Genomic DNA, 12,534 nt, shown 5'->3' on the forward strand with positions numbered 1-12,534 from the left:
CGGGGTCGCGGTCGGGTGGCGTTGGTCTTTTCCCGACACACTCCTAAACGAAGCGGGCGCTCACTGCTTGACGAACTTCGCCGAAAAGAGCGAGACGCTGTCGTAGCTCGTGAACGCGCCGCATGTAGACGTCTGGGTGCCGGCGCCGCGATTGTTGTCGACCTTCGTCTCGCACAGAATGATGCCTGCGCCGCCGTCGGGGTTCTTCTTCGTCACGCGGCGCACCGTCTGGGCTCCGTTGTCGTCCACGACGTAGCTCAACTCGCCCGCAAGGAGCACCGCGTACTTGAGCTTCGTGCCGCTCGGGACCGGCGAGCCTGGAAAGATCCGCGCCTCGGTCAAGTAGTAGAGCCCTTCGCCGACCGGTCCGCCCGTGCCGACCGGGAGCGTGCCGGGATCGTCGATGACCGTCACCGAAGGCGCGTTGGTCACGAGGTCGTGACACTGCGCTCCAGCGTCGCCCGGGAGCGCCCCGGTATACGCAGGACACCCCCCGCTGTCGTTCCCCGCCTCGGCGACGGGGGCCGCCGTGTCGGCGCCGCCGTCCAAGGCAGGCTGCGGGCTCGTGTCGCTGCTCGCGTCCGAGGGGGCAACGGCGCCACCGTCCGTCGTCGCGGGGGTGCTGCTGCACGCGGCCGCCAACCCGAGAACGCAGAGACAAAGAGGGACCGCGAGGGCGAAGTGGACCTTGTTCATCCATGGAGGCTACACGAAGACCAGGCGGCGAGCGCGGGAGTCTCTCCCACGCGGTCTGCATCATGCGGGTGGCCCGCCGCCGGGGGGCCGCCGGCCCCCTCGGCGCCGGGGCCTGGGTCTCGACGACGAGACGCTTCCGCTCTACGGCAACGTCTTCCCCAGGGAACCCGGCGGGGGGGGGGGCACCGCCCTGTGGGGGGTTCGTGCTCCGATCGGGGGGGGGCCCGCGCGCCGCGCCTCTCCCCGCCCGGCCGTCTGGGCGCCTGGTCCAACGAACCTCGGGTGAGCGCCCGCAGGCCAGAGGCTGTGGTCCAACAGCTCGTCGGTGTGCTCAAGGAGGAACGTGTGAAGGAGACCCTCATGACCGCCGGTGAGATCCTGATGCTCGCGGCGAAGCTCGCGGCGAAGCTCGCGGCGAGCTGCACGGGCGCCGTGTGCTCTTGCAGAAGCTGCTCACGCTCCGCTTCGGTCCGCTCTCCGAGGGGGCCATTCTGCGCGTAGAGGCCGCCGACGTGCCGACCCTCGACACCTGGGCGGAGCGCGTCCTCACCGCCGCCTCGCTGGACGAGGTGCTCGGCCCCTGACCGCCCACGTCGCGGGCGGCCGGGAGGTAGTCAAGGCGATCCGGCGCGACGCGTCCTCACTCTCCCGGACTGAACATGACAGGGTAGGTGACTGTCACGCTCCCGCTCTCCGGCCGTGGGAACTTCATGCTTCGAAAGGCGCCCAAGACGCACACGACGACGCCCGCGTCTTGCAGATCCGAGTTGCCTTCTTGCGCGCTCGAGACCGCCCCGCTCGGGTCGATGACGAACTTCACGACGACCCGCCCCTCGAGCTTCGGGTTCGCGCGGAGGCCGAGCTCGTAGCAGGAGCGCAGGCGCCCCAAGTTTGGGTGCACGACGCGCCGGATGACCTCGGGGGACAGACCACCTTTCGTCAAGGCGGCGCCCGCGCGCACGGCGCCCTTCGCCCGGTACTCGCCGGGGCAGTCGCGAGCGCCGACGGGCGGGCCGTCGGAGGCGTGGAAGAAGTCGTTCACCTTGACCCCAACGCGCGTCGCGGGCGCCACGACGGTGGTCTGGGTCCGCCCTCCGTTCGCCCCGCTCATCGCGTTGGTCGGGTCGATGCGCAGCCCGCTGAGCGTGCACTCGCCTGGTAGCACGTTCGGCACGGTGAACGTGCCATTCGCGGCGGCGACCACGCGGCGCTGAAACCCCTTGAACATGACGTCGACGACGAGCTGCCCGCCTCCCGCCGTGGTCGCGCACTTGCCATCCCGCTCCACGAGCACGCCCGTCACGTTTGCGCTCGCGGCGAGCGCCGTGACCTTCAGCGTGGCGCGCGACTCGGCGCCCGGCGTGAGCTTCACGGGGGCCTCCGAGTGCATGGGCCGCCGCGGGTCCTTGTCGTGGTGGAGGGTCACGACCGCGTCGCCGACGGGGAGCCCAGTGAAGGTCGCGGCGCCGTTGTCTCGAAGAGTCGAGCTGAAGCCGTGATTGCCCACCGACACGTTCACGAACGCGCCGACGCAGGCCTTGCAGTCTGTGTCGACCACGAGGGACGCGGCCTCCGGGACGGTGATGGTCAGCGCCACCGCCGACTGACCCTCCGCGATCTCCTGGGTGACCCACGTCTCGGAGCGGCCCTTCTTCGAGACCTTGATCCGCCAGGAGCCGACGGAGAGCCGCGACGCGAAGTGCCCCGCGGCGTCTGTCGTGGTGGCGGGCGGCGAGACCATGCCCACCGGCTGGATCTCGATCGCCGCGCCCGCGATGGGCTGGCCAGCGCCGTCGACCACGGTCCCCGCGAGCGCGGTCCCGGGGAGCGCCTGAGCGGCGGTAGACGCCCCGTCCGCAGCGGGCGACGCGTCGGTCACCGGCGCGGTCGTGGTGGGCGTGCTCGTGGCGGGGGAAGGGGCGGAGAGGGCTGGGGGATCCTTGCAGCCCGCCGCGACGAGCGCGAGGACCACGACGGGAAGAAGACTCGCTCTCATGGTGACCTCTCCTTGTGCGTACAACGCTAGCTTAGCCAGCTATCCACTCTGCTCGGCAGGCGCTCTTCATGGTGTCAGCGCTCGGGTTCGAGCCGCCTCGACCTCAGAGGTCGTCGAGCCAGTGCTCGTTGCGGAAGCGCGCGAGGAGGCGCGCCGCCGAGCCCGGTGGGGAGAGCGCGCCGTAGAGGTCGAACGGGTTCCAGAGGCGGATCACGTTGCCGTCGATCACGGTGGCGGCGACGGCGCGTTTGGCCTTCGCGTCTTCGCCCGCGCCAAGCATCGACGTGAAGAAGCGCCGAAGCGCGGGCAGCGTCGCGATCCCTCGTGGCATGTCGGCCCAGCGCTTCGGGCCGTCGCTGATCGCGAGGAGCTCGAGGCGCTCGAGGCCCGAGAGGTCGAGCGGGAGCGACGCGGCCTGGTGGGCGAAGAGCCCGAGCCGGCGGAGCGAGGACATCCGCTCGAGCGGGCGGAGGGCGCCTTCGGTCGCGCCGTGCATGTGGACCACCAGCGTCTCGAGCCCGGACAGCTCGGGGAGCCAGTCCGGGAGGCGCTTCACCGAGAGGTGCAGGTGCCGCAGCGCGGGGAGCCCGGCGATCCACCGAGGCGGCTCGTCGCCGTCGAGGGCGAGCGTCTCCAGCGGGTTCCCCTCGGGGAGCGCAGCCTTCGTCGTCCACAAGAAGCGGAGCGGCATCCGCGCCACGTCCTCCGACGTGAGGAACCCGTCGGGGTAGATCGCGGCCTCGAGCCGCAGCTCGCGCGCCGCCTTCGGTCCCGGGCGCCGCCACGCTCCCATGTCGAGGAACGAGAGCGGCCGCGCGAGCAGGTCGGGGGGCGGATCGTCGCCGCCGACACCGAGCACCCCCTCGAGCGAGGGAATGCGGAACAGCGCCGGATCCCACGTCGCCGAAGACGAATTCCAGCCGAGATCGATCGCGTGGAGCTTCCCGAGTCGCCCGATGTCGGCGGGCAGACCTCGAGGGAGGCTCGTGTCGTAGAGCGAAAGGATCTCGAGGTCGGCGAGCTCGTACACCTCCGGCCAGAGATCGCGCATTCGCTGGTGGTACAGCCCGAGCGCGCGGATAGGCATCGACGGGAGCGCGCGCCGGAGCGTCGGCGAGACCTTCTTGCCCGCGAACCACCGCTCGGCGAGGTCGAGGATCACGACCTCGCCGGGAGAAGCGAGCAGCGCCTTGCCCTCGAGCGCCGTCCGCACGGGAGCGCTCGCGAGGTCGAACGCCGGCGCGGCGCGCGCGGGCGCGGCGGCTCGGGTCCCTTCTTGGGCCGCGGCCGCCTTGGGCTTCGCGCGCTTCGGCGGGCGCGCGGCCTCGGGGGCGAGCGGCAGCCCGAGTTTTTGGCGGAGCGACTGGCAAAGATCGCACGCGCACCGACCCTCGCGGATGAGCCCCCGCACGCGCTCGCGGTCGGCGGCCGGGACCTTCGAGAGAGGGTATACCGAGTCGAACACCCGAAACTCGTGGTCGTCGCCCGCCGTGGGGTTTTGGGTGGTCACCGCGAGCTTGGTCCCGAAGTAGAAGATCGGGTCGGGGTTCTTCGCGAGCGCGTCCTCGAGCGTTCGCGGTTTGGGGCCGAGCTCGGCGCCGTACGGGCGGATGCGCTCGGCGAGGACGTCCCACATCTCGAGGGTGACGAGCTCGGCCCAGTGGTACGAGGCGTCGGCCTCCCCGACGCAGAGCCCGGCCGCGTCACCGAACGAGAGGGTGATGTTCCCCTCGTCCGCGAACCAGCTCCCGTCGCGGATGCCGTCCGAGGACTCCATCGCCAGGTACGCGCCGGTGATGTCGCGGAGGCCCTTCTTCTTGGCGAGGGAGTCGATGCGCCGCGCGAGCACGCCCCAGGTCGTCTCGAGCAGCGCCTCCCGGGTCGGCCCGTCCGCGGGGCCGCGCGCGAGCGGGATGAAATAGACCGATCCACCCATGAAGCGAGGGTGACACACCTGGGCTCGCCACATCCAGCACGGTCGGAGGGCCGACCCGCGCGGCTCTTCGGTGCTCCACCAGGCCTCCTTCGTGTAGCGTCGACCCATGGGGCGTTGGATTTCGTTGGGGCTGCTTCTCGCCGCGGGTGTCTTCTCGTGCAATGGCACCGGCGCCGACAAGGTCGGGTGGAAAAGGCGGCAAGGGCGGCAAGAGCGAGGCGCCGGGGCCTAGCGCGGTCGCCACTGCCGCTCCGAGCGGCAGCGGCGCGGTCGCGGTGACCGGCAAAGGGCGGCCCGACGGCAAGGCCCGCCCGAACATCCTCTTCGTGCTGGCCGACGACCAGCGCGCCGACACGCTCTCGTGCATGCCGAAGCTCGGCAAGCTGCTCGCGCGCGGCACGACGTTCAAGAACAACTTCGCCTCGACGCCGCTCTGCTGCCCAGGGCGCTCATCCGTCCTGACTGGCAAATACGCCCACAACCACGGGGTGCTCTCGAACGGAGACATCGAGGACGAGGACGGCAGCAAGTCGCCGGGGGCCATCGACTTCCGGAAGAATGGCAACGAGTCGAAGACCTTCGCCGGGTGGCTCCAGCAGAAGGGGTATCGCACGGGGTACTTCGGCAAGTACCTGAACGCGTACGACAAGATCCTCGAGACCGAGCCAACGCACGTCCCGCCCCACTGGGACGAGTGGCGCGCCTTCTCGCACGCCGAATATTTCGACTTCGACCTGCTGGAGCGCGGCCTCGGCGAGGCCAAGGCGACGCGCCGCTGCTACCTCTCGAACGAGGCGGAGGACGACGGCGATCGCAAGGGGAAGAAGAAGGGCAAGGGCGCCGCGGCCGAGAAGAGCGACGGCGAGGAGAACGCCAAAGGGAAGAAGAAGGGCAAGAAGAAGGAGCGCAAGTGCAAGGGCGTCGCCGACGAGGTCGTCCGCAACGGCAAGGAGAACTACTCCACCGACGTGCTCCGCGATCAGGTGATCGGGTTCATTCGCAAGGTGTCCCAGGAGGGGAAGCCGTGGATTGCCCACTTCGCCCCGAAGGCCCCTCACGGTCCCTTCTTGTCTCCGGCGCGGTACCAGCCCGATCCCGACGAGCCGACCTTCTCGAAGGAGGCGCTCGACCGCCTCTCGAGCTGCGCTCTCTTCGACTGGAAGGGTCGCCCCCCGAGCTACCTCGAGGCCGACATGACCGACAAGCCGCAGTGGATCCAGGAGACCAAGGCGAAGCGCACCGCCGAGGACCGCCTCGACCGCGTGCGGCACATGCAGCTCGCCAGCGTGCTCGCCACCGAGGACGCGATCGAGGACATCCTCAAGGTGCTCGGGGAGCTCGGCGTCGCCGACGAGACGATCATCGTCTACACGGGCGACAACGGCTTCGCCTGGGGCGAGCACTGGCACACCCACAAGAACTGCGCGTACGAAGAGTGCATCCGCGTGCCGCTCGTGGTCATGGACCCGCGCGCGGCGGGCGGGCCCCGCACGGTCGACGACTTCACGATGAACGTGGACCTCGCGCCGACGTTCGCCGCTTGGTCCGGCGCGAGCGTGCCCGAGAAGGTCGACGGCATGAGCTTCGCGGGGCTCGTGGACGGGACCGCCAAGGGGCCCTGGCCACGCACCGAGGTGCTCTCCGAGTGCTGGGGCCCGGGCATCGCCGGCCGCCCCGACACCCACGCCGCGGTGCGCACCAAGAAGTGGAAATACGTCGAGCACTACGCCGACAACGCGCGCACCAAGCTCCGCGTGCACGACGGCAGCCCCGAGCGCGAGCTCTACGATCTCGAGAAGGATCCGTTCGAGGTCGACAACCTCCTAAGGCTCTCCCCGGCCAACCTCGCGCGGACCGGCCACACGAAGGACCTCGTCGACACGACCACCGCCGACCTCGCCGCCAAGCTCAAGGCGCTCGAGGCGAAGTAGCGCACGCGGCGGCGCGCGCTTGGCCCGCGGAGACGGGCGCGGCGGGGCTATTGAACGGGCGTACTCCCGAGGGAGGGGCGCGGGAGTTGGTGGTTGACGGGGCGCCAGCCGCCACCCACCATGTCCCATGAGCGTTCGCAGAGCTTTGGTGACGGGCCTTGCGGCGTTGGCCGTCCTCGCGAGCTGTACATCGAAAGACCAGGAGATCACGCTCGGCGAGAGCTCCGATGCGCTCATCGCGAACAACGCGCTCCTCCGCGGCGCCTCTCTCGCCCCGGGGCAGCTCGCGTTCACCTTCGACGACGGCCCGGGCCCACGCACCCGCGAGCTCTCTACCTACCTGAAGAGCCAGGGCATCCCCGCGGTGTTCTTCATGAATGGCCGGCACCTGGCGACGCCCCTGCCGCCGCTCGACAACAACGCCGACATCGTGGCCAATCCGGCGGCCCTCATGGCGCAGCTCCAGGCCGACGGTCACCTCATCGCGAATCACTCCACGACCCACGGCGACCTGACCCTTCAGATAGTCGAGCCTAACGGGACGACGGTCGTCTACGAGGAGCTGCTCCAGACGGACAACTCCATCAGCCCGTACGTGCCGCCGCGGACGTTCCTCTTCCGCGCGCCCTACGGCTACTGGAACCAGGCAGACTTCGACGCGCTCAAGCTCACTCCGATGAACAAATACATCGGCCCCATCTTCTGGGACATCGGCGGGACGGCGCGGAGCTATCCCAACGCCGGCGCCGACTGGGCCTGCTGGCAGGGGCAACTCTATACGTCGAGTGGCGCCCTCGCGAACGGCACCGGCTACGCCACCACGGCGCAGTGCAGCGACGCGTACATCGCCGAGATCAACAGCCTCGGGAAAGGCATCGTGCTCATGCACGACCCCTACCGTTGGGCGCGGGGGTCCACCGTGGATATGGTCAAAGACATGGTGCCGAAGCTCAAAGCGCTCGGTTACACGTTCGTGCGCGTCGACAAGATTCCACAGATTCTGACGGCGCTCGGCTGCGACACCACCTGCGCGACCTGCTCGGGCACACAAGCCGACGAGTGCCTCACGTGCAAACCCGATGCGTACCTCGTCGGGAGCTCCTGCTCGCCGTGTACGGTCTGCGCTGCCACGGAGTACGCGCAGGTCGCCTGCAGCGCCACCGCCGACACCAGGTGTGCGGCCTGCTCCACGTGCGAGGCCGGCACCGCGCCGACGGCCGCCTGCACACCCGCGGCCGATACGGTCTGCACCGTCTGCCCACCAGGGACCTATTCCGACGGCACCGGCCCGTGCGTGCTCGCCGCGGTCGACGGGGGCGCGGTCGACGGGAGCACCGACTCCGGGCCCGGGACCTCCGACGCCGGGAATCCTGGAGACGCCGACGCCGCGCCCGGAGCCGACGCCGCGCCCGGAGCCGACGCCGCGCCCGGAGCCGACGCCGCGCCCGGAGCCGACGCCGCGCCCGGAGCCGACGCCGCGCCCGGAACTGTGGACGGTGCAGTCCAAGGAACCGCGGACGCCGCGATGCCTCGGGCCGACGGTCCCCAGCCCGAGGCGGCACCTGGCGATGGCTGCAGCGCGGGCGGACGCGCACCCGCTTCGCCCTTCGCGGGAGCCGCCCTCGCGCTCGCGTTCACCTTCGCCCTTGGCCGCCGCCGCAGAAGCGCCACGACGGAGTAGTCCCGAGCTCCTTCGCGGGTCAGCCTCGGGAGCGCCGCGAGCGGCCGTTCGCCTCGATCGCGCGCAGAAGCTCTTCGTAGCTCTTGACCCCGGCCTCGTTCGAGAAGTGTGGCCGCGCGATCTCTCTCGCCCGGGCGAGCGAGGCGTGATCGTCGGCGCTCGAGCCGTGCTCCGCGTGGGCGGCCACTCGCCGCGCCGCGTCGTCGAGCGCGTCGTCGTCGAGCGAATCGAGCGCAAGGCCCGACCCGGTCCGCCGGACCCAAGACATCATTTCGGAGTTGCAGCCATAGGCCATCGGCCTCACGCCCGACGCGAAGAACTCGGCGAGCTTGGTGGGCATCGAGCCGCGCTTCGCCGCGACCTCGTGGAGAAGAAGAAAGCCCCAGTCGATGTTTCGGAGCCAGTCCGCCATCTCGTGGTGAGGCGCCGCGGTCACGCTCCAGCGATCGGCCGGCAGCCCCTCGCGCGTGAGCAGCTCGCCGTAGGCGTCCGTCTGTTGGCTGAGGACGAGGAGGTGGGTCCGGGGGCTCGCCGCGAGGATGCGGCGCGCAAGGCCCATCGTCGCGCCGACGTTGTAAGACGAGTTTAGCGCGCCGACGATGCCGATGACGACGCGGTCCACGAGCCGGCGCTTGAGGTCGCCTCCGGGGCCGTTCGCGTCCGACACTGCGCGAGGCCCGGCGGGCCGGAGCGAGAACCGGTCGAAGTCGGCGCAGGTGGTGATGACCCGCAGGGGGCGACCGTCTCGTCCGCACTCGGCCTCGAGGTCATTCGCCAGCAGCTGAGTCAGCGTGACGAAGCCCGAAGCCGAAGCGAAGAGGCTCCGCTCGACGAGCTTGCCCGCGGCGTAGGCGGCAGGCCGGCCGAACCAGTCCCGGCGCTCCTCGACCCACGTCCCGCGGACGTCGAACAGGTACGGAACGCCGAGCGTGGCCTTCACGGATCGCGACACCAAGGCCCCCTGATGCGCCCTCGCGTGCACGAGGTCGACGTTCTCTCGGTGCGCGATCGCGTGCGCGGTCGCGATCGTGCGCCCGAGCGACTCCGCAGCGCGCCGCCCCGACCCCGCGACCTCGACTTCGACGGAGGTCCACCGGACGTCGCCGAGGGCCTCGCGCACGTGCCGCACCTTCTCCGGATCTGCGAGGTCTTTCGGACGCTCACAGCTCAGCAGGTGGTAGTCGAACCCTCGCTTCGCGAGCGCCGCGATGGGCCGAACGACCTGCGAAAAGGCCAGGGGTTGCAGCACCCCGTCGAAGGACACGTAGAGGAGTTTCACGAAGCGCCAGGGATGAGGCCCCACGGGCTCGGGGGCGTTTGAGAGGTGCTGGGCGGCACATACCAGCTTGGGCCACCCCGAGCAACGGGGTCGGCGCAGCCCATGCTACCCCCGCATCCGTTCTGCCGCTTCGCCGCCGATGGTCGAAGCTCGGAAGCGAGGTCGCTCCGGCCCGCCAGACCGCCGCTGCGGGGCCGCGGGAGGTCGCACCAAGAGAAGCGCGTGACCGCTCAGCCACCGGCGGGCGCACTGGCCACGCATTGGAGGTGGGTGAGCGCGCCCACCGGCGGGGTGCCCGCGGCCGAGAACACGATGGCCTGGTAGCATGCGTCGAGGACCTTGCTGGACTCGGTGTTCTCGACGTAGCACCAGCCCGCCGCGGTGTCGCGCGCGCAGGTCTCGCCGGGCTTCTTCACGATCTGGTTGGCCTGGCAGACGGTGAGCGACGCCTCGTCCGATGTCTCCTTCTGGCTCTCGCGGAACTCCTCGAGGATCTCGGGAGCCGGATCCGTCAGACCGTACGCCGCGCACTTGTCGCCCTTGTTGGGGAGGGTCTCGAGGATCAGGCAGGAGACCTGGCCCTTCTGGTCGCGGGCGAGCTTCTGCGGGAGGCACTGGTTGGCGAGCGCGTTCTTCAGGCGGTCGACGATCGACTTGACCGCGGGCCGGTAGCCGTAGCGCGGGTTGGGCTTGCCGTCGACGTCCTTGGCCTCCTGCTTCTCGGCCGCGCCCTCGCCCGTGGTGAGCGGGCAGAGCGAGCTGATGATGCCCTGGTCCTTCAGCGCGTGGACGACACGGAACTGACGCTGCGTGGGGTACGCCTTCGCGCGGCTCTGCGTGGTCGCGGCGGAGCAGAGCGGCGGGTTCTTCGTGCCGTCGGGTCGCAGGTCTCCTTGTTCGTGGCGCCGCACTGCACGGGGCCGCGAGGGGAAGGTGCAGGCGTACTGGAGGTCTGGCCCTTCGTGTCCCAGTCGCGCAGCTCCTGCCGTCGAAGTTCGTGCCCGGCGTCGCGCTCGGCGCGGGCCGGCCGTTGCGCGGCTGACCGACTGGTCCATGCGCGCGTCCATGCCCTCGAGGTTGTACTTGTCGGGATCGCGACCGATGATCTTGACCCAGTCTTCCTCGGTGACCTTGCTCTTCTCGACGTTGCTCGCGTCGAAGTGGATGAGGTCCTGCGGGACACCGCCGACGACCGCGAAGAACACGAGGTCGGGCGCGCGCGGCCCCTTCTCGAGGTTGCAGAGGGCGTCGGCGTCGCCGCCGGCCTTCGGCAGGTTCTTGGAGAACAGCGGGTTACGGCACTTGCCCTGCCCGATGTAGTTGCCGTTCGCGTCGTGCTCGGTCACCCGGTCGGGGATCGGGTCTTGGTGAGGCCGTCGACGTAACGCTTGATGGGGTACTGCGGGTCGACACCGAAGCGCTGCTTCATCTTGTGGAAGCGCACGTTATGTCGTCGTCGCCCTTGCCATAGAAGCCGTCGTTGTCCTTGCACTTCGCGTCGGCCTGGACCTTGGGGTCGTTCTTGAAGCCGCAGGAGGTGCAGTCGGCGCTGCCGGGATTGGTGTCGCACGCGGTGGTGCCCTTCGGCGCGGTCGAGCCGCCACCGCGGTCGGGCTCGCGCTGCGCGCCGGCGATCCCCATCGAGGCCGGGAACTTCGTGTTCATGAACGCCCAGCCCTGGTGGCCGATGGCGAGCGGATCGACGGCCGAGTCGTCTTCGTCGGTGAGCATGACGATCGCGACGAGCGAGTCGGCGCGGAGGAAGTCCGCGCGCTGCCGGAGGATGGTCTCGTCGACGCCGTCGTAGTCGGCCCCTCGCGGGCTGCGCACGACCCTCGCGTACGGGTCGGGCTGGACGAGGAAGTGGTACCAGCTCTCGAGGCTCGCCTCGAACCGGCAGCCGTACTCGTTCACACCGCCGATGAGGCCGGCGAAGGCGGTGTTGAAGTCGGCCAGGGTCGTGTACGGCGTCGAGCCAGCCGACGGCTTCTTGGCCTCGTTGCGCTTCACGCCCGGAAACCAGGAGAGGAAGTTCGAGGGCGACGCGTTCCCGATCGGCGTCTCTTTGGCGCCCGAGCGGTTGATGAGCTGCCCCTTGTCGTCGTTGTGCGCGTTCAGCGTCTCGTCGGTCGGGTTCTGCGCGTCGGCGCACGCGTCGGAGCCGAAGCCGCCCATGGACGACGAGACCACGCCGACGTGGATGTCGACGATCGGCTTGAACTCGGCCTTTCCGGTCTTGCACTCCTTGCCCTCCTCGGCGGCGGGGTCGGCGCGGTCGCCCGTGGGTCTGCCGCTCTCGTCGACGCAATTCGGGGTGGAGAGGCTCTCGATGAGGTCGGGGACGGCCTCGCTGATGATGGCCTGCTTGTCGCCCATGGAGCGCGAGTTGTCGATCACGAGCAGCAGGTCGATCTTGTCGACCGCGGCCTGCCGGATGGCTGACGCTCGACCCCAGGGACCCGAGAGCGTCGGAGTGGGCGCGGAAGCGGTCACCCCCTGACAGGCCATCAGTCCGCCCACCACGGAGGAGACCGTCAACCCGCGCATGGTTCGCATGGTTCGCATGGTTCGCATGGTTCGCATGGTTCGCTCCCGAATGACCGATGTCGCGCGCGGGAGATGTTTGGAGGGCCCTGGATCTGCCCGCCCGACGCGGCGCTCGTGTCAGCCAAGAGACTATGCGCAGCACCGCACGCTTTCCAAGCGGCTTCTTCGAGCGAGGATGCGAGGGCGGCTTTCAGGATGCGTGTGTAGTGCTCGATCGCCTCGGCGCCGGGCGCTGAGCCTCTTGAACGTGAACTTCCCCTCGGCAAACGGACAGGCTGACTATGCCGCCATGGTGGCGAGTTGTCTCTTTAGTTCGAACCCGATCGGGCTCGTTGTCGATAAACTAGTGGCGCCGGGGTTTTGAGATTTGTCGCGGGCGGTTATCGTGGCTTCCGCTACGATGACGGAGCCGTCCCGCCCCACGGCTTCGGCGGCGCCGTCCCTTCCATTTCGAGGACTAATGGGCGA

9 protein-coding genes are annotated in these 12,534 nt (G+C 69.7%); 3 read left to right on the forward strand and 6 right to left on the reverse strand.

What is annotated here, in order from left to right:
- Window positions 1–60: 60 nt before the first annotated feature.
- Window positions 61–696 carry a hypothetical protein gene (locus tag IPQ09_22690; GenBank protein MBL0196982.1) on the reverse strand — a complete coding sequence of 212 codons (636 nt, stop codon included), beginning with the start codon at window positions 694–696 and terminating at the stop codon, window positions 61–63.
- Window positions 697–1,130: 434 nt separating this feature from the next.
- Between IPQ09_22690 and IPQ09_22695 the strand changes: the two genes are divergently transcribed.
- Window positions 1,131–1,280, forward strand: coding sequence for a hypothetical protein (locus tag IPQ09_22695; GenBank protein MBL0196983.1), 150 nt, complete (start codon window positions 1,131–1,133; stop codon window positions 1,278–1,280).
- 56 nt (window positions 1,281–1,336) lie between these two features.
- Here IPQ09_22695 and IPQ09_22700 read toward each other — a convergent pair whose 3' ends face one another.
- Window positions 1,337–2,692 carry an AgmX/PglI C-terminal domain-containing protein gene (locus IPQ09_22700; GenBank protein MBL0196984.1) on the reverse strand — a complete coding sequence of 452 codons (1,356 nt, stop codon included), beginning with the start codon at window positions 2,690–2,692 and terminating at the stop codon, window positions 1,337–1,339.
- A 103-nt stretch (window positions 2,693–2,795) separates the two neighbouring features.
- Complete coding sequence (locus IPQ09_22705; GenBank protein MBL0196985.1) at window positions 2,796–4,628, reverse strand: hypothetical protein; 1,833 nt, start codon at window positions 4,626–4,628, stop codon at window positions 2,796–2,798.
- A 161-nt stretch (window positions 4,629–4,789) separates the two neighbouring features.
- Between IPQ09_22705 and IPQ09_22710 the strand changes: the two genes are divergently transcribed.
- Both IPQ09_22710 and IPQ09_22715 read left to right on the forward strand, forming a co-directional pair.
- On the forward strand, window positions 4,790–6,559 hold the full coding sequence (locus IPQ09_22710) for a sulfatase (GenBank protein ID MBL0196986.1): 1,770 nt from the start codon (window positions 4,790–4,792) through the stop codon (window positions 6,557–6,559).
- 127 nt (window positions 6,560–6,686) lie between these two features.
- Window positions 6,687–8,240: a polysaccharide deacetylase family protein gene (locus tag IPQ09_22715; GenBank protein MBL0196987.1), complete on the forward strand. Its 1,554-nt coding sequence runs from the start codon at window positions 6,687–6,689 to the stop codon at window positions 8,238–8,240.
- 19 nt (window positions 8,241–8,259) lie between these two features.
- Here IPQ09_22715 and IPQ09_22720 read toward each other — a convergent pair whose 3' ends face one another.
- The 3 genes from IPQ09_22720 to IPQ09_22730 all read right to left on the reverse strand — a co-directional run bounded on the left by IPQ09_22720 (window position 8,260) and on the right by IPQ09_22730 (window position 12,084).
- On the reverse strand, window positions 8,260–9,519 hold the full coding sequence (locus IPQ09_22720; GenBank protein MBL0196988.1) for a glycosyltransferase: 1,260 nt from the start codon (window positions 9,517–9,519) through the stop codon (window positions 8,260–8,262).
- A gap of 230 nt (window positions 9,520–9,749) precedes the next feature.
- Complete coding sequence (locus tag IPQ09_22725) at window positions 9,750–10,865, reverse strand: hypothetical protein (protein MBL0196989.1); 1,116 nt, start codon at window positions 10,863–10,865, stop codon at window positions 9,750–9,752.
- A 79-nt stretch (window positions 10,866–10,944) separates the two neighbouring features.
- Window positions 10,945–12,084, reverse strand: a complete 1,140-nt coding sequence (locus tag IPQ09_22730; protein ID MBL0196990.1) for a hypothetical protein — start codon at window positions 12,082–12,084, stop codon at window positions 10,945–10,947.
- Window positions 12,085–12,534 lie beyond the last annotated feature (450 nt).

Source organism: Myxococcales bacterium (genome assembly GCA_016720545.1).
GTDB lineage: Bacteria > Myxococcota_A > Polyangia > Polyangiales > Polyangiaceae > JAAFHV01.

Bases quoted from the DNA above. Each gene is read 5' to 3' on its own strand.
- IPQ09_22700 (MBL0196984.1), bottom strand. From the start codon at position 2,692: ATGAGAGCGAGTCTTCTTCCCGTCGTGGTCCTCGCGCTCGTCGCGGCG.
- IPQ09_22705 (MBL0196985.1), bottom strand. From the start codon at position 4,628: ATGGGTGGATCGGTCTATTTCATCCCGCTCGCGCGCGGCCCCGCGGAC.
- IPQ09_22715 (MBL0196987.1), top strand. From the start codon at position 6,687: ATGAGCGTTCGCAGAGCTTTGGTGACGGGCCTTGCGGCGTTGGCCGTC.
- IPQ09_22690 (MBL0196982.1), bottom strand. From the start codon at position 696: ATGAACAAGGTCCACTTCGCCCTCGCGGTCCCTCTTTGTCTCTGCGTT.
- IPQ09_22730 (MBL0196990.1), bottom strand. From the start codon at position 12,084: ATGCGAACCATGCGAACCATGCGCGGGTTGACGGTCTCCTCCGTGGTG.
- IPQ09_22710 (MBL0196986.1), top strand. From the start codon at position 4,790: ATGGCACCGGCGCCGACAAGGTCGGGTGGAAAAGGCGGCAAGGGCGGC.